This window comes from Sphingopyxis sp. PAMC25046 (assembly GCF_004795895.1).
Classification (GTDB): domain Bacteria; phylum Pseudomonadota; class Alphaproteobacteria; order Sphingomonadales; family Sphingomonadaceae; genus Sphingopyxis.
The window spans coordinates 927,150-944,782 of sequence record NZ_CP039250.1 but is presented as its reverse complement, the minus strand read 5'-3'; the positions used below and the strand labels follow the sequence as shown (position 1 = coordinate 944,782).

The 17,633-nt window shown below is 66.6% G+C and carries 20 protein-coding genes and 1 tRNA gene; 7 read left to right on the top strand and 14 right to left on the bottom strand.

All coding sequences use genetic code 11. The features are described 5' to 3' along the window. Positions 1–10 precede the first annotated feature (10 nt). On the bottom strand, positions 11–460 hold the full coding sequence (locus tag E5675_RS04425) for a nuclear transport factor 2 family protein (RefSeq protein WP_136173518.1): 450 nt from the start codon (positions 458–460) through the stop codon (positions 11–13). Positions 461–779: 319 nt separating this feature from the next. Here E5675_RS04425 and E5675_RS21405 point away from each other — a divergent pair, with 319 nt between their 5' ends. Continuing rightward, entirely contained in the window at positions 780–923 is a 144-nt protein-coding gene (locus E5675_RS21405; protein ID WP_168707788.1) for a hypothetical protein, read from the top strand. Positions 924–989: 66 nt separating this feature from the next. Further along, the gene (locus E5675_RS04415) at positions 990–2,339 is read left to right on the top strand and encodes a prolyl oligopeptidase family serine peptidase (RefSeq protein ID WP_136173517.1); all 1,350 of its coding nucleotides are present in this window, start codon (positions 990–992) and stop codon (positions 2,337–2,339) included. Positions 2,340–2,503: 164 nt separating this feature from the next. Here E5675_RS04415 and E5675_RS04410 read toward each other — a convergent pair. The 4 genes from E5675_RS04410 to E5675_RS04395 all read right to left on the bottom strand — a co-directional run bounded on the left by E5675_RS04410 (position 2,504) and on the right by E5675_RS04395 (position 4,238). Continuing rightward, positions 2,504–2,580 (bottom strand) — tRNA-Arg (locus E5675_RS04410). A gap of 49 nt (positions 2,581–2,629) precedes the next feature. Further along, positions 2,630–3,091 (bottom strand): DUF1178 family protein, encoded by a 462-nt coding sequence (locus tag E5675_RS04405; RefSeq protein WP_136173516.1) that lies wholly within the window; start codon positions 3,089–3,091, stop codon positions 2,630–2,632. 3 nt (positions 3,092–3,094) lie between these two features. Then, the gene (gene grxC / locus E5675_RS04400; RefSeq protein ID WP_136173515.1) at positions 3,095–3,355 is read right to left on the bottom strand and encodes a glutaredoxin 3; all 261 of its coding nucleotides are present in this window, start codon (positions 3,353–3,355) and stop codon (positions 3,095–3,097) included. 4 nt (positions 3,356–3,359) lie between these two features. Next, entirely contained in the window at positions 3,360–4,238 is an 879-nt protein-coding gene (locus E5675_RS04395; RefSeq protein WP_247594778.1) for a double zinc ribbon domain-containing protein, read from the bottom strand. A gap of 24 nt (positions 4,239–4,262) precedes the next feature. Between E5675_RS04395 and E5675_RS04390 the strand changes: the two genes are divergently transcribed. Beyond that, positions 4,263–5,114 (top strand): class I SAM-dependent methyltransferase, encoded by an 852-nt coding sequence (locus E5675_RS04390; RefSeq protein WP_247594777.1) that lies wholly within the window; start codon positions 4,263–4,265, stop codon positions 5,112–5,114. Here the strand turns inward: E5675_RS04390 and E5675_RS04385 are convergent. Beyond that, positions 5,111–5,539: a (deoxy)nucleoside triphosphate pyrophosphohydrolase gene (locus tag E5675_RS04385; RefSeq protein WP_136173513.1), complete on the bottom strand. Its 429-nt coding sequence runs from the start codon at positions 5,537–5,539 to the stop codon at positions 5,111–5,113. The genes E5675_RS04390 and E5675_RS04385 overlap by 4 nt on opposite strands. A 65-nt stretch (positions 5,540–5,604) precedes the next feature. Between E5675_RS04385 and E5675_RS04380 the strand changes: the two genes are divergently transcribed. After that, a complete protein-coding gene (locus E5675_RS04380) occupies positions 5,605–5,775 on the top strand; it encodes a Flp family type IVb pilin (protein ID WP_136173512.1) in 171 nt (56 codons plus the stop codon). Positions 5,776–5,920: 145 nt separating this feature from the next. After that, the gene (locus tag E5675_RS04375; RefSeq protein ID WP_037554190.1) at positions 5,921–6,082 is read left to right on the top strand and encodes a Flp family type IVb pilin; all 162 of its coding nucleotides are present in this window, start codon (positions 5,921–5,923) and stop codon (positions 6,080–6,082) included. An 87-nt stretch (positions 6,083–6,169) separates the two neighbouring features. On the opposite strand, the gene E5675_RS04370 is transcribed toward E5675_RS04375, so the two are convergent. The 4 genes from E5675_RS04370 to E5675_RS04355 form a co-directional block, all read right to left on the bottom strand. Further along, on the bottom strand, positions 6,170–7,669 hold the full coding sequence (locus E5675_RS04370) for a M48 family metalloprotease (protein WP_136173511.1): 1,500 nt from the start codon (positions 7,667–7,669) through the stop codon (positions 6,170–6,172). A gap of 134 nt (positions 7,670–7,803) precedes the next feature. After that, positions 7,804–8,751, bottom strand: a complete 948-nt coding sequence (locus tag E5675_RS04365; protein WP_136173510.1) for an acetyl-CoA carboxylase carboxyltransferase subunit alpha — start codon at positions 8,749–8,751, stop codon at positions 7,804–7,806. 9 nt (positions 8,752–8,760) lie between these two features. Further along, positions 8,761–9,636, bottom strand: a complete 876-nt coding sequence (locus tag E5675_RS04360; protein WP_247594868.1) for a tyrosine recombinase — start codon at positions 9,634–9,636, stop codon at positions 8,761–8,763. A 28-nt stretch (positions 9,637–9,664) separates the two neighbouring features. Then, entirely contained in the window at positions 9,665–11,470 is a 1,806-nt protein-coding gene (locus E5675_RS04355; protein ID WP_136173508.1) for a hypothetical protein, read from the bottom strand. Positions 11,471–11,657: 187 nt separating this feature from the next. Between E5675_RS04355 and E5675_RS04350 the strand changes: the two genes are divergently transcribed. Together E5675_RS04350 and aroB are read left to right on the top strand one after the other, a co-directional pair. Next, positions 11,658–12,236, top strand: a complete 579-nt coding sequence (locus tag E5675_RS04350) for a shikimate kinase (RefSeq protein ID WP_136173507.1) — start codon at positions 11,658–11,660, stop codon at positions 12,234–12,236. Then, positions 12,224–13,330: a 3-dehydroquinate synthase gene (aroB, locus tag E5675_RS04345; protein WP_136173506.1), complete on the top strand. Its 1,107-nt coding sequence runs from the start codon at positions 12,224–12,226 to the stop codon at positions 13,328–13,330. The genes E5675_RS04350 and aroB overlap by 13 nt, the downstream gene beginning before the upstream one ends. A gap of 17 nt (positions 13,331–13,347) precedes the next feature. Here aroB and E5675_RS04340 read toward each other — a convergent pair whose 3' ends face one another. The 4 genes from E5675_RS04340 to radA are packed head-to-tail and all read right to left on the bottom strand — an operon-like array spanning position 13,348 to position 17,579. Beyond that, positions 13,348–15,246: a cation:proton antiporter gene (locus E5675_RS04340; protein WP_136173505.1), complete on the bottom strand. Its 1,899-nt coding sequence runs from the start codon at positions 15,244–15,246 to the stop codon at positions 13,348–13,350. Continuing rightward, the gene (locus E5675_RS04335) at positions 15,243–15,671 is read right to left on the bottom strand and encodes an iron-sulfur cluster assembly scaffold protein (RefSeq protein WP_136173504.1); all 429 of its coding nucleotides are present in this window, start codon (positions 15,669–15,671) and stop codon (positions 15,243–15,245) included. The genes E5675_RS04340 and E5675_RS04335 overlap by 4 nt, the downstream gene beginning before the upstream one ends. Then, on the bottom strand, positions 15,668–16,207 hold the full coding sequence (locus E5675_RS04330) for a CvpA family protein (protein ID WP_136173503.1): 540 nt from the start codon (positions 16,205–16,207) through the stop codon (positions 15,668–15,670). Before E5675_RS04330 ends, E5675_RS04335 begins: the two co-directional genes overlap by 4 nt. A gap of 10 nt (positions 16,208–16,217) precedes the next feature. Continuing rightward, positions 16,218–17,579 carry a DNA repair protein RadA gene (radA, locus tag E5675_RS04325; RefSeq protein WP_136173502.1) on the bottom strand — a complete coding sequence of 454 codons (1,362 nt, stop codon included), beginning with the start codon at positions 17,577–17,579 and terminating at the stop codon, positions 16,218–16,220. Positions 17,580–17,633 lie beyond the last annotated feature (54 nt).

Sequence of the window (17,633 nt, the reverse complement as noted above, 5' to 3'; positions counted from 1 at the left end):
CGTCAACGCGTCAGTCGCGCTCGACGCGGATGCGGCTGAGCCGGGTCTTCGCGATCAGCCAGCGTCCGCTCGCCTTACGGTAGCAATCATGATAATGTCCGAAGCCGTGACGCGAGCGACCGGCAAGGTCGCTTCCCTCGCCTGCCCAGAAGTGGTCGTCCATCGCCCAGATGCCCTCGGCGTCGCGCGCGCCGGTGAAGCGGATTTCGAAACTGTGTACGTGATGGACGGTCGTGGCCCCTTCGAGCGCCGCGGTGACCCCCGCCACAAAATCGTCGGCGCCGGTGGTCAGCAATTGCTCGTCGGGCTCGCCGCCCGGCATTTCGCGGAAATCGCCGACCATGTCGTCGGTCAGCAGGCTGCGCAGCAGCGGCCAGTCCTTGGTGTCGAGCGCGCGCAGATAGCGCGCCTTGAGCAGCCTGATCTCCTCGATCGCAGCGAGGTTGACGGCTTCGGTCATGATCTATTTCCCCTCCAGGAAGGCGGTTCGATAGGGCGCGAACCCCTTTTCGACATCGGAGCGGACCAGACCGAAATCTTCAAGTGCATATTTGTGCGGCGCGCGATCCTCGTGCTTGTTGTCGTCGATCCACTCGATCGCGGTTCCCGTGCCTCGCCGCAACTGCCGGCTGCGAAAGCCGCTGAAACAACGCCGGCCCGGACCCAGCCTTGTTCGGAAGTGGTGCATCCGGCATGAGTATGGCGGGCACTCCGATCATTGGGAAACTTCGGCCTCGTTGAATCGCTAATGCCCGGAATGCGCCTGCGGTTGGAAGAAGATGCAAAGGCGCTTCTGCAAAACGCCGCTTTATGCCGCCCATATCGAAAGCCGCGACCTCCTCGCACGGCCGCGCGAGATTTGTCCGCTGTCGCCGCGCTGGGTCAAGGCGGACGGCGCGATCACCGGCCTTGTCGCATCTTAAGTGTATTGCTATATTAATACACTATGGCCGGCACTCCGCCGGTTGGCACAAGGGACAGGACAGATCATGCCGCACCAACGCCTTTCATCCACGCTCCGCGCCTGCATCGTCGCCGTCGCACTCGCCGCGACATCGAGCGCGGCACACGCCGCCGAGGGTAGCGAATGCCATGTCGGCAGCTACAGGCTCGCCGACGGGCGGATCGTCGACATCGCGCCGCTCGAAGACGACCGGCTGCGCTGGCGCAGCTTCGACGGCGCGGTGGGCGAGCTGAAGCCGCAACGGGACGGCGGCTGGCAGAGCCTCTACGGCTGGATCGGCCGTCCCGACGGCATCGACGTCCGCTTCGGCGCCTGCAGCGCGGGGACGATCCGTTTCGCGGGCTCCGAGGGACAGCGCTTGACGTTTGATGTGGCCAAGAGCGATTTCAACGGCCGCGACGGCGTGACGCTCAAGGGGCAGCTCGTCATGCCAAAGGGTACAGGCAAGGTGCCCGTCGTTGTACTTGTCCACGGCGCCGAGCGCGACGCGGCGCTGCGCTTCAACTTCCTGCAACGCCTCTTCCCTGCGGTGGGCATCGGCGTCTTCGTCTACGACAAGCGCGGCACCGGCACTTCGGGCGGGACCTATACGCAGGACTTCGACCTGCTCGCAGACGATGCGATCGCCGCGATGGCGACCGCGCGCAAGCTCGCCGGGGCACGTGCGGGGCGCGTGGGCTATCAGGGCGCGAGTCAGGGCGGCTGGGTCGCGCCGCTCGCCGCCAACCGCGCGCCCGCCGACTTCGTGATCGTCAGCTTCGGCCTCGCGGTCAGCATCCTCGACGAGGATCTCCAGCAGATGGAGATGGAACTGACCGACAAGGGCTATCCGCCCGAGATCATCGCCAAGGCGCAGGAAATCGCACGCGCGGCGGGAGAGATTTTCGCGAGCAATTTTAAAGACGGCTACGCCGAGTTTGATGCCGTGCGGGCCAAATATCGCAGCGAGAGCTGGTACAAGGACGTCCATGGTCACATCACCTGGCTGCTGCTCCCCCACGAGGAAGCCGCGATGCGCGCCGAAGGCCCCAATTATGACTGGGGCACGCCCTTCCGCTACGATCCTATGCCGACGCTGACCGCGAACCGGACGCCGCAGCTCTGGGTGCTCGGCGGACGCGACTATCAGGCGCCCGCGAAGGAGACGAGCCGCCGCCTCGGTACGCTGATCGATGCAGGCAAGCCCTTCAGTCTCGCGGTCTATCCGCAGGCCGAGCATGGCATCACCTTGTTCGAGACTGCGCCCGACGGCACCCGCACCTCGACGCGTTTCGCAGAAGGCTATTTCGCGATGATGCGCGATTTCATCAAGGAAGGCGCGATCGATAACGCCTATGGCGATGCGCGGATTTCAGGTGCGAGCGTCCATGACTAGCACCGACGCTTATACCAAAGAACAAAGAATCGATCCGGCGATCATAATCGGCCATTCGATGGGCGGCACGATGCCATGATGCTGACAGCGCACCATCAGGCACAGGTTTCGAAGTTTTTGGTGTCGATATAATGCCAAGGTGGTGCCCGGTTTTGACCTTGGAATGGTGCACCCGACTGGATTCGAACCAGTGGCCCCCAGATTAGGAATCTGATGCTCTATCCTGCTGAGCTACGGGTGCGCCGCCGCTCGTGTAGCGGCGCAGCGCGCAAAGCGTCAATCGGCTTGGGTCAATTGGCCGCTTCGGGCGGCACGATCGGCACCAGCAGGGGCATCGCGGCGATCCCGTCGTCGCGAAGCGCCTGCGCCTCGTCGGGCGAGGCCTGGCCGTGGATCAGGTCCTCGGCGGCGCGGCCTTCGTGCATCGCGCGGGCGGCATCGGCAAACTCGCGGCCGACCCAGCGCGATTGCGGTAGCATTTGCGCCTGTTTCGCCGCGATGTCGGCAAGCAGCTTGCGCACCAGTTCGGGGCCGGGTTCGGGCTCGGTCGTTTTCGAAGCGGGCGCGATCGCGGCCTGATTGGACTTCGCACCCACGCGCGGCGCCATCACCGCCTTCTTCACCGCGCTGTCGCCGCAGACCGGACAGGCGATCAGGCCGCGGGCCTGCTGGTCGGCGAAGCTGTCGCTACTTGCGAACCAGGCTTCGAACCGGTGATCGCCGGCGGCGCAGCAAAGATCGAACACGATCACGGGTCAGGCGGCTCCGATCAGCGCGTCGAGTTCGCCCTTCGCATCGAGCGCGGCGAGGTCGTCGCTGCCGCCGACATGTTTTCCGTCGACGAAGACCTGCGGCACGGTGCGCCGCCCGTTCGCGCGTTTGACCATCACCTCGAACCCCGCCCGGTCCATCGTCACGTCGATTTCACGGAAATCAGCGCCCTTGCCGTCCAGCAGCATCTTCGCGCGCGTGCAGTAGGGGCAGAAGGCCTTTGTATAAACTTCGATCTGGGCCATGCGGCTATCCTGTCATCCTTTCGCTGTGCATATCGGAATCCAACGAAGCAAAGTCAAATATGTTGCCCCCGGCCGCGTCCGGAACGACGCGCGCCCAGGTCAGCGCCGACACGCGCGCAGCACCGCTCCGCCGCAGCGCGCGCGCCGCGGCGCGGAGCGTCGCCCCGCTCGCATGCACGTCGTCGACCAGCACCAGATGCCTGCCCTCCGCGCGCGCGTTGGCACCCGGCGCCAGCGCGAAGGCACCGGAGACGATACGCTCGCGCGCCTTGCGTCCCTTGCCGCGGAGCGATGCGGTCGACTTGACGCGGAGCAGCAGATGATGGTCGCGCGGCGCGCCGGTCAGCCGCGTCAGTTCGTCGGCGAGCAACGCGGCCTGGTTGAATCCGCGCGACCAGAGCCGCCAGCGATGCAAGGGCACCGGAACGAGCAGGACCGCGTCGACCTCACCCAGCCGGGCGAGCTGGCGCGCCATCAGTCGCGCCATCAGTCGTGCATGCCCCGTCCGCCGCCCATATTTGAGCCGCAGCGCGACGGTGCGGGCGACGGGGCCATAGGCGAGCGCCGCCGGCGCGCCGTCGAACGGCGGCGGCTCGGCCAGGCACGCGCCGCACGCCAAGGCGCCGCCGAGTGCGGCGGCGGGAAGGGGAATCGAGCAATGCACGCACGCCGGCTCGCCCAAAAAATCGAGCGAGGACCAGCAGGAGAGACAGAATTGGCGATCGTCGCCGACGATGACACCGCAGGCCGGGCATCGCGGGGGTAGTGCATAATCGACGATCGCGTGCCCGATCGCGCGCAGACCGCCGAGCCATGCTCCGGTCGGCGCATCCGTTTTTTCGGCATCCCCCGTCGCCCTTGCCATCGGCGGGTTGTGAAGCATCGCCGGGGACGGCACAAGCGGCGCATGTCGCAATCCCCACGCCCGCTCTTTTCGCCCGCCCGCCACCGTGCCCAGCGCGACCGTATGGCGCGCCTGCCCGCGACCGCCAATTTCCTCGCGCCGATCATCGCCGAAACCTTGCTCGACCGGCTGACGATGGTGACGCGCGAATTTCCCCGAACGCTGCTCGTCGGCGCGCTCGACGCGGCGCTGACCGATCATCTCCGCGCGACCGGCACCGACCTTACGATCATCGAGGCCGCGCCAGGGCTCGCAAGCCGGACGGCGGCGATCGCGGTGGAGGTCGATGCGGTCGACCTGCCCTTCGGTAGCTTCGACCTCATCCTCTGGCCGGGCGGGCTCGACAGCGCCAACGACGTACCGGGCGCGCTCGTGCGGCTCCGCGCACTGCTCGCGCCCGACGGGCTGCTGCTCGGCGCCTTCGTCGGCGACGGCAGCCTGCCGCGCCTGCGCCGCGCGGTGATGGCCGACGGCGTGCGGTCGATCGCGCGGCTGCATCCTCAGATCGACCTGGCCGCGATGGGCAATCTGCTCCAGCGCGTCGGCTTCGCGCTTCCGGTGGTCGACGTCGAAGCGCTGACGGTGCGCTATGGCGATTGGTTCGCGCTCGCGCGCGACCTGCGCGCCGTCGGCCTGTCGAGCCGCCTCACCCCCGCGCCGCCGCCGCTGACCCGCGACGAAGCGGCACAGGTCGCCGCAGCGTTCGCGGCGCAGGCCGACCCCGACGGCCGCATCGCCGAAACGTTCCGCATCGTCCATTTCAGCGGCTGGGCACCGCATCCCGACCAGCCGCAGCCCGCGCGGCGTGGCAGCGGCACGGCCTCGCTCGCCGAGGCGTTGAAACCGAAGGACTAGATCAGCGCCTCGATCAGCCCGATCAGCGGCGCGTCGGCGGGCGGCATGTCGAGGCCGTGCAACTCGACCGGGCGCACCCAGCGCAGCGCGCTCGCATGCTGCGCGACCGGCGTTCCACGCCATTTGCGGCATACGTAAAGCAGGAGCAGCAAATGCCTCTCGCCCAGCATGTCGCTCGCAAAGCAGGCGGGTGCAAGGCAGGCATGGTCGACGTCGATCGCCAGCTCCTCGGCGAGCTCGCGAATCAGTGCCTGCTCGGGGGTCTCGCCGGGCTCGAGCTTGCCGCCCGGAAATTCCCACAATCCAGCCATCGCCAGCCCTTCGGGACGCTGTTGGACAAGCAGCCTCCCATCGCGGTCAACCAGCGCCGCAGCAACGACGACAAGCGATGTTTTTGGCGGTTTTCCGGGGATAAGCTCGGACAAATTGTTAACCTTCCTGTGCGAATGTTGGAACCCTCGGGAACTATATTTCAGTCAGGGGTGGAACAATGCGAAACTTTTACAGGCTGATGCGGTCGACCAGGGCCGCCACGGCCGTCGAATATGGGCTGATCCTGGCCCTTGTCTTTCTGGCGGCTGTCGTCGCAGTCAGCAACGTCGCCAACTCCACCGGCAATATGTGGGGCAAGGTTTCGAACGCCGCCGACGCGAATATGTAGCGGCAGCGACTGTCCCTTTTCGGGGCGACTCCCGGCCCGCTCACAGCCCGGTCACATTAAGATTTTCAAAACCTATTCGCCGTAAACCGCAGATGTTGACCCAGACCAGACCGTCAACAGGGTAAGTGAAATCAGGAGACCAGTCATGAAGTTCATCAAAAAGTTCGTCCGCGACACCAAAGCCGCCACCGCCATCGAATATGGCCTGATCGCGGCCCTCATCGCCGTCGCCGGCATCTCGGCCATGGGCCTCGTCGGCAACAGCGTCAGCAACACCTTCAACTCGGTTGCGTCGAACCTCGACTAATCGCGTTGGTTTGCGCGGCTTCGGGCGCGCGAACAAGATCGGAAAGGGCGGTGGGTCATCCCACCGCCCTTTTTCGTGTCTTCGGACCTATCGGTTCGCGTAGACCACGACCTTGACCTTCTGTCCCGGCGTCAGCCGGCTCGATGCGGTCAGGCGGTTGAGCACCTGAAAGCGTTCGGTCTGGTAATTGCTGTATGCCATCCGCCGCGCCAGATTGGCGACCGTGTCGCCACGGCCGACGGTGACGACATCGACGCGCCGCGGCCGGATCGCCGCCGCCTCGGCGGTGCTCAGCCGCCGCACGCTACCGAACATCGAGTTGAAGACGCTGCCCCGGCCCGCCTGTGTGAGCGCGACGAAGTGAAACGCACTGCTCCGTGAGAATTCATAGGCGAAGACGGTGACGTCGACCTGGCCGGACTGGCTGTTCACGCGCGCGGTCGAGTAGGATGCCGGAATGCCGTTTACGGTCGTGCGCTGGATCGCGCTGGGGCTGATCGACGCATTGCCGGCAACCGCTCGGAAAACCGCCGAAATATAGGCGTTCATGTCGCCATTATAGGGGCCGGTCGCAAATTGCGCCTGCCCGCCATTGCCGCTGATCGACACCGCGTCGGTGCCATTCTGCATCCCGTAACCGTTCGGCACGGTGAACCGAAGGCGAAGGTCGGGGTGCAGGAAGTCGCGTCCCTCGACGACCCCCTGCGCCGGATCGTCGCCATAGAGCACGCCGTCGACCGATGCGAGAAATGCGTCGGCATTGCGATTTCCGCCCCGGCCGCCGACGCGGCTGGCGAGCGTCTGTGCGTTGCGGACGCGCGACGCGGGGTCGGGGTGGGTGCTCGCCCATTCGGGCAGGGAGCGCGCATCGCCACCCGAGAGGCGCGCGTCGAGGTTCGCCTGGTTGGCGAGGCTCGCCAGCATCGTCGACAGCGCGAGCGGATCATAGCCCGCGCTGCTGAGATATTGGACGCCGAGTTGATCGGCCTGCAATTCCTGGCTGCGCGAGAAACCCAGCGTCGCAAGCTGCGCGACGCGCATCGAATTATTCTGGAGCAGCCCACCGAGCCCCCCGAGCAGCCCGCCATTGTCGCCGATCGCCCCGCCGAGTACCGCGCCGAGCACGCCGAGGATCGTGTTGCGCGTCGCCGCCGACTGTCGCTTCTTGCTGTGCTGCGCAGCGACATGGCCGACTTCGTGCCCGAGCACCCCCGCCAATTCGGCCTCATCATTCATCAGCGCCATCAACTGGCGCGTGACATAGATATAGCCGCCGGGGATCGCGAAGGCGTTGTTTACCGGCGAATTGAGCAGAGTGACGGTGAAATCGCTGGGCGATCGCGACAGGCCGGACTGGACGGCGATATTCTGTCCGACGCGGTTGACGTAGGCGGCCTGCGGTCCTTTGTATGCGCCGCCGAATTCCTGGAGCAATTGCGGATGCGCCTCATCGCCCTGCTTGCGCTCGGCGGGCGAGATATTAGTCTGGGTCTTGATCGCCTTCAACTGCGCATCGGCCGCGCCGGTAAAAGCGATGCCGCCGATCGCCAGCGCCGCTGCCAGTGTCTTTCCGGTCTTCCAGCTCATCGCAATGCCTCCCGTTGTGCCTTGCCGAGGGTAGCTTCACCGTGCGGCAAGGCAAGCCGCGCCGTCGCGCGCGGCTCGTCGATTTCGTAAAATGGAACGCCATGACCCGCGATCGGGTTCCGGCAGGGATCCGCCTAAGCCCGCCCCATCGCGAGGAATTTCTCTTCGCGCGCGGCCAGCAGCGTGTCGCGCGGAAGCCCCGCCAGCGCGCCCAGTTCCTGCTCGATCGCATCGCCCAGCGACGCGATCGCGACCTCGGGTGCACGGTGCGCGCCGCCGACGGGTTCGGGAACGATCCGGTCGATGACCTTGAGGCCGAGCAGGTCCTGCGCCGACATTTTCATCGCCGCGGCGGCGTCGGCAGCTTTGTCCGAAGTGCGCCACAGAATCGAAGCGCAGCCTTCGGGCGAGATCACCGAATAGACCGCATGCTCGAACATCAGCACGCGGTTGGCGGCGGCCAAGGCTATCGCCCCGCCCGAGCCGCCCTCTCCGACGACCGCTGCAACCATCGGCACCCCGAGCGCGAGGCATTGCTCGGTCGAGCGCGCGATCGCCTCGGCCTGCCCGCGTTCTTCGGCCTGGATCCCGGGAAAAGCGCCCGAGGTATCGACGAGCGTCACCACCGGCAGGCCGAAACGGTCGGCGAGCTGCATCAGGCGGATCGCCTTGCGATAGCCCTCGGGCTTCGCCATGCCGAAATTATGCTTCATGCGCGACGGGATATCGTCGCCCTTTTCATGGCCGATCACCATCACCCGGCGGCCGCGAAAACGCGCGAGCCCGCCGAGGATCGCCTGATCATCGGCGAAATTGCGGTCGCCCGCCAGCGGCATCCAGTCGTCGAACAGCCCTGCGACATAATGTTTGAAATGCGGGCGATCGGGATGACGCGCGACCTGCGTCTTCTGCCACGGCGTCAATTTGGAATAGATTTCGCGCAGCAGTTTCGAGGACTTATCCTCCAGCCGCACGATATCGTTGTCGATGTTGAGCGACGGATCGTCGCCCATTTCGCGCAGTTCGGCAATCTGTCGATCGAGCGCGGCGACCTGTTTTTCGAAGTCCAGAAAGGCTGTCATGCGAAGTCGCTAGGACGATGGCGTCTCAAGGTCAACGCCGTCCATGCGGGCAAGCGGATGCCGCTTGTTGACGAGCTCGACGAGGCGGCGACTGTCGACATGCGTGTAAATTTCGGTCGTCGCGATGTCGGCATGGCCGAGCATCAATTGCAGCGCGCGCAGATCGGCGCCGCCCTCCAGCAAATGGGTCGCGAAGGCATGGCGCAGCACATGTGGGCTGATCGCGGTCGGGTCGATCCCCGCACGCGCGGCGAGTTCGCGCAGCATCTGGAACAGCCGAACGCGCGAGATATGCGCCTTGCCCGACGGGAAGAGCCAGGGCGACCCGTCGGCGAGCAAAGGTAGCCAGCGATCGAATGCGGCGCGCGCGCGTTCGGACAAAGGCACCAGCCGTTCCTTGTCGCCCTTGCCGCGGATGATCAGATATTCGCGCTCGCCCGCCACGGCGCGGCGCGGGAGCGATACGAGTTCGCTCGCGCGGAGCCCCGATCCATAAAGAAGTTCGAGCAATAGCAGCATCCGCACTGCGCTTGCGGGCGGCGCCTCGCCACCGGCCTCCTCCCCCGCTTGCTCGAACAGCCGCTCGACATCGGGGTGCGTCAGGATGCGGGGCAGCGGCCGCCGCGTCGCAGGACGCGCAATGTCGAGCGCCGGATTGTCCGCCCGCTCGCCCTCGTCCAGCAGGAAGGCGAAGAACTGCCGCAGCGCCGACAATTTGCGCGCCGCGCTGCTTGCGGCAAGCGACTGGTAATCCGCCATCAATTTGCGCAACGCCGCAGAATCGGCATCGCCGAGCGGACCTTTGATCCACTCGGCCGCCTGTTCGAGGTCGCGGCGATAGGCCGCCAGCGTGTTGCGCGACGCCCCGCGCTCGGCCGCCATCATTTCCAGAAAGCGGCCGATTAAAGCGGCGTCAGACACGCACCACTGCTTCGGCAGCGATCATGCGTGCTTCGGCGTCGAGGCCCACTTCGCGCAGCGCGCGGACGATATAATAGAGATGATAGGGCGGCACTTTCGACCATTCGCCCTGCATCCCCGCCGCCGCGAGCAGCGCCACCATGCCCGGCTCACGCCGCTCGGCTGCCGTCATGATCGCGCGCGACCAGCGCGTTTGCCGGCCCAGGTCGACTTCCAGATCGCCCGCTGCCGAAGCCGCCGCATCGGCATCGAGCCGCCCGAGACCGGCAAGCCCCGCGAGCAGGAATTTCGATCGTAACGTGTCGGCGCTGTCGTCATCGTCCGAAAACCGCTCGACGGCGCCCGCGCTCATCCCGCTGAGCGCGCGCGGCGAGCCGACCGCGAGCACGCCCCACGCCCGGCTGCCCACCGAAACGGTCGGAACCCAAGCGAGCGCATTCGCGTCGTAACCGCCCGCGAGCATCGACCCCAGAAGCCGCCACGGATCGCCCCCGGTCTCGGTACCGGGCGAAAGCGCGGCCGCCGCGCGCGCGGTCGCGACCATCGCGGCATAGCTTTGCGGCGCGCTACCGCCCGCGCCCCACAGCTGCTCCATCGCGGCATAGCGCTCGGCGCCGGTGGCGAGCGAAAAGGCGCCGCGAAGCTGATCGGTTTGCGCCGCCAGCGCTTCGGCGGGCTCTTCCTCGCTCGCTGCGGCGCTCAGCAGCGATACATAGGCCTCGCTCGACAGCACGCCTCGCGCCGCCGCCTCGGGCGCCGCGGCAACGCGGTTCGCCATGTCGGTCATCGGCGCGAGAACCGTCCAGCCCTTCATATAGTATGGCGCCGAAGTCCGCAGCGCCTCGGGAACCTCGATCGCGGTCGCGGTCGCCATGCCGAAGCGCCAGCTCGTCAGCCGGTCGATATTGTCCCATTCGATCGTCGTCGACCGCCGTCCCGCGCCGGTCGCGCCGAGCACACGTTCGGCGAGCAATATGTCGAAGTTCGAGATCCTGCCGCTCGACCGCACGCGGCTGACGGCCCAGCCGGCGGGCCCGGCCTCGCCCGACAAACCTGCGCAAATCGCGGCCGAAAGGCGCCACGCCTGCTCGTCGCCATGTGCGAGCCCCGCCGGCACATAGGGGCACATGCCCGCCGGATCGGCGTTGGCGAGATAGACCTGCTGCGCCGCGGCGACGAGTCGCGGGCTCGCGCGGTCATAGTCGACCGACTGAACGATCCGCCGCGCGGTAATCGATTCGCCCATGCGCAGCAGCAGCGACGCTCGCTCGGCCGCCAGATCGGCGCCATTGATCGTCGCCGGGGTATCGATCGCCGATGCGAGGGCGCGGCGAAGCAATATCTGGCCCCAGCGCGACGCGAACTGGCCGCTTGTCTTGCGCATGATCGCCGCGGCATATTGCCCGCGAACCCCGAAGGCGTCGGGTGCGAGCCCCCCGGTTTCCGGCGTGAGCGGCCCGATGCGGGCGAGCAGGCGGCGCGCGCCGGGCGGCAGATCATATTTGAGCCCGCCCGATTCGACCTCTTCTTCTTCGCTCTCCTCGTCAGCCGCACCGACCGTCGTGCTATCGAGCGTCGGGGCAACGGGCGGCGGCGTGGCACCGTTCGTCGGTGCCGAACCGGGTGCGGGGCTCGGGGTCGGTGATGGAGATGGAGACGATTTCGGCGCGGGCGTGTCGGCAGGCGCACCGAAACCCTCGGGCAACAGCGATTCCTGTGCGATCGCGGGCAGCACCAATATGGCGGCGAGCGCGGTTGCCGACAGGCCCAACGTCAACGACAGTGTGTTTTTCTTCATCGCGTCGCGCCTTCGGCAATCTTGTCGATCACATTCACCTCAATCATTCCGGCCCGATCGGTCGTGACGCCGCAGCCAAGTCTTTTCCCGATCTGCCCGGCACGCGCAATATCCAATGCCCGCCGTTCGTCCCGTATCGCGCAAAACCATTGTTCCGCGCCGAACGGGCGGTATAGCCGCGCGCACCATGTCGCGAAACCCGAAAAGCCCGGCCGCTGCCATCCCCGCGTCGATCCGCGACCGGTCGATCGTGCTCGTCGGGCTGATGGGGTCGGGAAAGTCGACGATCGGCCGCCGCCTCGCGCAGCGACTGGGCATGCGCTTCGCCGACGCCGACGACGAGATCGAGCGCGCCGCCGGCATGACGATTTCGGACATTTTTTCGCGCTTTGGCGAGGCGCATTTCCGCGACGGCGAGCGCCGCGTGATCGCGCGCCTGCTCGCGGGGAAGCCAATGGTGCTCGCGACCGGCGGCGGCGCCTTTGTCAACGGGGAAACGCGCGCGCTGATCCTGAAGGATAGCCTCTGCATCTGGCTCGATGCCGACATTCCGACACTCGTCGAACGCGTAGGGCGCCGCAGCCACCGCCCACTGTTGAAGGACCGCGATCCCGGCGAGGTGCTGCGCGAACTCGCGGCGGTCCGCAATCCCATCTACGCCGAGGCGCATCTGCGCGTCAGTTCGGCAAGCACGCCGCACGACCATACGGTGCGCGCGATCCTGGAGGCCCTGTCAAAGTGGGAAGATCCGCAATGGAAAAGCTGACCGTCGAACTGGGCAGCCGCAGCTATCCGATCCTGATCGGCGACGGGCTGATCCGAGAGATCGGCGCGCATGTCGCGCCGCTCTTGAAACGCCCGCGGACGATGATCGTCACCGACGCCCATGTCGCCGACCATTATCTGATCCCGCTCGGCACCTCGCTCGCGATGGAGAATATCTCCTTTTCCTCCTTCGTGCTCGATCCCGGCGAAAGCACGAAAAGCTGGGCGGGCCTCGCGCGGCTTACCGAATGGCTGATCGGCGAAGGCGTCGAACGCGGCGACCATGTCATTGCGCTGGGCGGTGGCGTAATCGGCGACCTCGTCGGCTTCGCGTGCAGCATCGTCAAACGCGGCTGCCATTTCATCCAGGTCCCGACCACCTTGCTCGCGCAGGTCGACAGCAGCGTCGGCGGCAAGACCGCGATCAACGTGCCCGCGGGCAAGAATCTGATCGGCGCCTTCCATCAACCGGCGATGGTCGTGATCGACCCGACGACGCTCGAAACGCTGCCGCGCCGCGAACTGGGCGCGGGCTATGCCGAGGTCGTCAAATATGGCCTGATCGACGACGCGGAGTTCTTCGGCTGGTGCGAGGCGAACGGCGCGGCGTTGCTCGCGGGCGACGGCGCCGCCCGTCACAGGGCGATCGCGCATAGCGTTGCGGCCAAGGCGCGTATCGTCGCCGCCGACGAGCGCGAGACGCAGGATATCCGCGCGCTGCTCAACCTCGGCCACAGCTTCGGCCACGCGCTCGAGGCGGAGACGGGCTATTCGGACCGGCTGCTGCACGGCGAGGCGGTCGCGGCTGGCATGGTCCTCGCACATCAATTCTCGGCCGCAAACGGCCTTTGCCCCGTCGCGGATGCCGACCGCGTGCGCGCCCACCTTGCCAGCGTCGACCTGCCGCACAGTCTGGCGAGCGCCGGCGTGAACACGGGCGGCGCCGAACTCGCCGCGCATATGGCGCACGACAAGAAGGTGCGCGGCGGCAAATTGCCGCTGATCCTCACCCAAGGCATCGGGCAAAGCTTCGTCACCGACGAATTTAGCCTCGATAGGGTCGCGGCGTTCCTCGACGAGCAGCGTCTCGCGTAGAAAGGACGGCGCGGCGGCTAGCTCTCGCTCGTTAGCCCCATTGCCTCATTCTCTTCGCGCGCCGCTTTCGCCTCCTGCCGCTTGCGGCGGAATTTCTCGAGGACGCTGTCGGCCTCGCGTCCACCGCCCGGCTTGAAGCGATGGTCCATACCCGCCGACAGGTCACCCTCGTCGAGTTGTGCCCGCAGCCGCGTTTCGTCGAGGTGCCGCAGCGTCGCCTCGACATCGTCCATCTCCGCCGGGTCGACGTCGAGATGGCGCAGCGCCGTCAGCCCCATCGCGACCGAACTTTCGAACACCTCGCGAATGACACCGTCGACACCCGATCCGTCGATTGCGAGCATCTGGCGGCGGTCGAACACGCGCATCAATATCTTCGCATTCGGAAAGGCTTCGACGATCGGCTTGAGCGCCGCGGCATCGACCGACGAATCATCGATGCAGAAGATAATCAGCCGCGCTTCCTCACCCCCCGCGCGGCGGAGCAGGTCGATGCGCAATCCGTCGCCGAAATAGACCTTGGTGTCGAAGCGGCTCGACAGCTCGATCTGGCTCGGCTTCTTGTCGATCAGCGTCACCGAACAGGCAACGCCGTGGAGCATCTGCGACACGATCTGTCCGAACCGTCCGTATCCGACGACGATCGCTGACCCGCGGGGCGCGCCTTCGGGATCGTCGAGATCGGGCTCGGCGGCCCCGGGCGAGAATTCCAGATTGCGCGCAAACAGCATCAGGAACGGCGTCGTCACCATCGACAGCGTCACCACCGCGCTGAACAGGCTCGCCGCCTCGGGATCGATGAGCAGCGCATCGGCGGCCTGCGCGAACAGCAGGAAACCGAATTCGCCGCCTTGGCTGAGCAACAGGCCTAGGCCGAGCGCAGCCTGCCAGCTCTTGCCGAATGCCTTTACGATCAGCGTCAGCACGGACGCCTTCACCGCCACCAGCCCAAGCGCCAGCGCGAGCACCAGCAACGGACGTTCCATGACCGCGCCGACATCGAGCACCATGCCGACGGCGAGGAAAAAGAGTCCGAGCAGGATCAGGCGGAATGGCTCAACGTCGGATTCGATTTCGTGTCGATAGGGCGAATCGGCGAGCATCACGCCCGCGATGAACGCCCCGAGCGCGGTCGACAGATGCAGGCTGTGCATCAACGCCGCGCTCGCGAGGATGGTCAGCAATCCGACGACGACGAACAGCTCGCGCTCGCCATAGCGCCCCACGATGCGCAGGAGCGGATTGACGATGAAGCGCCCCGCCAGCACCAGCACGACGATCGCCCACAGCGTAAAAAAGGCCATCTGCCACCCCGGCGGCGCCGAGGGGTTGGCCGGTGCGCGCGACAGCACCGCAACGATGGTAATCATCGGGACGATCGCGAGATCCTGGAACAGCAGGATCGAAAAGGCCTTTTCGCCGAAAGGCGAATTGATCCGGCCCGAACTTTTGAGCCCCGGCAGCACCTGCGCGGTCGACGACAGCGCGAGCGGCAGGCCGAGTGCGAGCGAGGCCGCAGGACTGAATCCCAACGTCAGATGGATGAGCGCTGTGAGCACCAGCCCCGTGACGACGACTTGGACCATGCCAAGCCCGAAGATTGCGCGGCGCATATCCCAGAGCCGGCGCGGCGAGAGTTCGAGCCCGACGAGGAAGAGCAGGAAGGCGATGCCGAGTTCGGCAAAAGCCAGCTTCGATTCGCCGCCGCCGACAAGGCCGAACCCGTGCGGCCCGACGATCGCGCCGGCGATCAGATATCCCAACACGGCGCCGAGTCCGAGCCGGCGGAAGATCAGCACGAACAAGGTCGCGACGCCGAGCAGGATCGCCCCTTCGACCAGCGCAGTATCGGCCGCGGTTTCGGTAACCTTCCCGGCCGCCTTGGAGGCCCCGGCAGCAAGGGCGATCAGGCTCATGCCGCCGCCGCCTGATCTTCGAGCGCGGCGATCGCGGCATCAAAGGGCAGCAGGATCGCGCCTTGGCGCGCTGGATAGTCGCGGGCGGGAGCGAGCAGGTCGAAGCCCGGCCACTCAGGCCGTTCGTCCTCGCCCGCAAACCAGCCCGCTATCCGCTCGCGCGCGGCGCGGATTTCGGCGAGGCCCAGCCCCGGCGCATGGCGCGCGAGCAGCGCCGCCGACGCCTGCCCCAGCGCGCATGCTTCGACGTGAAGGCCGACGCGCGTCACGAGGCCCGCATCATCGGTGTCGAGATCGAGGATGATCGCGCTGCCGCACAGCGGCGCGCGCTTGCTGACGCGATGGCGCGCGTCGGCGAACGGCAAATATTGGGCGGTCGCGACCGCCAGCGCCAATATGTCGCGATTGTACAGCGGAGCGCTCATGATGCGTCGCCGTTTGCGGCTTCGACTTCGCGTGCCTCGGTGCGCCGCGCGGCGATCACCTTGCTCATTGCGCTGCTCGTCGCGTTGAGCGCCGGATAGGTGCGACTGCCCGTCATCCACGCGGGGCGCTGCGCATTCCCATAACCGATGTCGTATAGCAAAGTCACGAGCATGAAGCCGATCGTAGCGATCAACAGGCCCTTTACGGCTCCGAAGCCCGCGCCGAGCCCGCGGTCGAACCCGCCGACGAGCGACGCGCGGCTGCGCTGCCCCATCGCGCGCGATCCCCATTTGGCGAGCGCGAAGACGCCGCCGAAAAGCAGCACGAACGCCAGCATCGCCGCACCGCCCTCGGTCCCGACCCATCCCGCGAGCAAGTCCGTCACGAGCGGATGAAAAAAGCGCACTGCCGCGATCGCCAGGACCCATGCGAGCAGCGTCGTCACTTCCTGCACGAGGCCGCGCGAAAAACCGAGCACCGCGCCGCCGCCCACGAGCGTCAGCACGATGATATCCAGAGCCGTCAGACTTCCCATTTGCCGGTCGCTAGTCGCGCCCGAGCATCAGGTCAACGAGTTCGCCGAGCCGGTCGAAGCCGGTCACCGAAATCCCGCCGACACCTTTCATTCCCTTTGGACCCCAACCGCGCGAGAAACCGAGCTTTGCCGCCTCGCGGAGGCGCAGCGCGTCGTGCGCGACCTGCCGCACCTCGCCCGACAGCGACAGCTCGCCGAAGACGATCGCGTCGGCGGGCACCGGCCGCTCGCTGAACGCCGAGATCAACGCGGCGGCGACCGCGAGGTCCGCGGCGGGATCGGTGAGCCGGTAGCCTCCCGCGATGTTGAGATAGACTTCGGCGGCGCCCAACTGGAGCCCGCAGCGCGCTTCGAGCACCGCGAGCACCATCGCCAGCCGCCCGCTGTCCCAGCCGACGACCGCCCGGCGTGGCGTCGCGCCGCTCGCGAGGCGGACGGTGAGCGCCTGCACTTCGACGAGCACCGGGCGCGTGCCCTCCAATGCGGGAAAGACCACCGAACCCGGCACGTCGCGGCTACGGTCGGTCAGGAACAGGCTCGACGGATTGGCGACCTCGCCCAACCCTTCCTCGCCCATCGCGAACACCCCGATTTCGTCGGTACCGCCGAAACGGTTCTTCACCGCACGCAGGATGCGATACTGGTGACTGCGCTCGCCCTCGAACGCCAGCACGGTGTCGACCATATGTTCGAGCACGCGCGGCCCCGCGATCGTGCCGTCCTTGGTCACATGGCCGACAAGCACGATCGCGGCCTCGCTGTCCTTGGCGTAACGGATCAGTTCCTGCGCGCTTGCACGCACCTGGCTCACCGTTCCCGGCGCGCTGTCGATCAGGTCGCTGTGCATCGTCTGGATCGAATCGATCACGACGAAATCGGCGTCGCGGCCGTCGAGCGTTGCAAGGATGTCGCGCACCGAGGTCGCGCTCGCCAGCGCGACCGGCGCCTTGCCGAGCCCCAGCCGCTGCGCGCGCAGCCGCACCTGCGCCGCCGCTTCCTCGCCGCTGATATAGACGACCGACTTGCCTGCCTTTGCGAGCCTTCCTGCCGCCTGGAGCAGCAGCGTCGATTTGCCGATCCCCGGATCGCCGCCGATTAGCGTCGCCGATCCCGCGACGAACCCGCCGCCCAGCGCGCGGTCGAACTCCGCGATTCCGCACAGCATCCGCTCGGGCATCCGGCTGTCGGCGTCGAGCGTTTCGAGCGTTAACGTCCGCCCACCGCGGCTAAGGTCGTGCTTCGCCGAAAAGACGGTTTCGGCGGCTTCCTCGACCAGCGTGTTCCACTCGCCGCAATCGACGCACTGCCCCTGCCAGCGGTACGAGACCGACCCGCAATTCTGGCAGACATATTGACGCTTCGCTTTGGCCATGATCGCCGCATAATCGGAACAAAGACGGAACGCCAGCGGTTTCCTCGTTCGTCA

Bases quoted from the DNA above. Each gene is read 5' to 3' on its own strand.
- E5675_RS04425 (WP_136173518.1), bottom strand. From the start codon at position 460: ATGACCGAAGCCGTCAACCTCGCTGCGATCGAGGAGATCAGGCTGCTC.
- E5675_RS21405 (WP_168707788.1), top strand. From the start codon at position 780: ATGCAAAGGCGCTTCTGCAAAACGCCGCTTTATGCCGCCCATATCGAA.
- E5675_RS04415 (WP_136173517.1), top strand. From the start codon at position 990: ATGCCGCACCAACGCCTTTCATCCACGCTCCGCGCCTGCATCGTCGCC.
- grxC (WP_136173515.1), bottom strand. From the start codon at position 3,355: ATGGCCCAGATCGAAGTTTATACAAAGGCCTTCTGCCCCTACTGCACG.
- E5675_RS04395 (WP_247594778.1), bottom strand. From the start codon at position 4,238: ATGCTTCACAACCCGCCGATGGCAAGGGCGACGGGGGATGCCGAAAAA.
- E5675_RS04390 (WP_247594777.1), top strand. From the start codon at position 4,263: ATGTCGCAATCCCCACGCCCGCTCTTTTCGCCCGCCCGCCACCGTGCC.
- E5675_RS04380 (WP_136173512.1), top strand. From the start codon at position 5,605: ATGCGAAACTTTTACAGGCTGATGCGGTCGACCAGGGCCGCCACGGCC.
- E5675_RS04375 (WP_037554190.1), top strand. From the start codon at position 5,921: ATGAAGTTCATCAAAAAGTTCGTCCGCGACACCAAAGCCGCCACCGCC.
- E5675_RS04370 (WP_136173511.1), bottom strand. From the start codon at position 7,669: ATGAGCTGGAAGACCGGAAAGACACTGGCAGCGGCGCTGGCGATCGGC.
- E5675_RS04365 (WP_136173510.1), bottom strand. From the start codon at position 8,751: ATGACAGCCTTTCTGGACTTCGAAAAACAGGTCGCCGCGCTCGATCGA.
- E5675_RS04360 (WP_247594868.1), bottom strand. From the start codon at position 9,636: ATGATGGCGGCCGAGCGCGGGGCGTCGCGCAACACGCTGGCGGCCTAT.
- E5675_RS04355 (WP_136173508.1), bottom strand. From the start codon at position 11,470: ATGAAGAAAAACACACTGTCGTTGACGTTGGGCCTGTCGGCAACCGCG.
- E5675_RS04350 (WP_136173507.1), top strand. From the start codon at position 11,658: ATGTCGCGAAACCCGAAAAGCCCGGCCGCTGCCATCCCCGCGTCGATC.
- aroB (WP_136173506.1), top strand. From the start codon at position 12,224: ATGGAAAAGCTGACCGTCGAACTGGGCAGCCGCAGCTATCCGATCCTG.
- E5675_RS04340 (WP_136173505.1), bottom strand. From the start codon at position 15,246: ATGAGCCTGATCGCCCTTGCTGCCGGGGCCTCCAAGGCGGCCGGGAAG.
- E5675_RS04335 (WP_136173504.1), bottom strand. From the start codon at position 15,671: ATGAGCGCTCCGCTGTACAATCGCGACATATTGGCGCTGGCGGTCGCG.
- E5675_RS04330 (WP_136173503.1), bottom strand. From the start codon at position 16,207: ATGGGAAGTCTGACGGCTCTGGATATCATCGTGCTGACGCTCGTGGGC.
- radA (WP_136173502.1), bottom strand. From the start codon at position 17,579: ATGGCCAAAGCGAAGCGTCAATATGTCTGCCAGAATTGCGGGTCGGTC.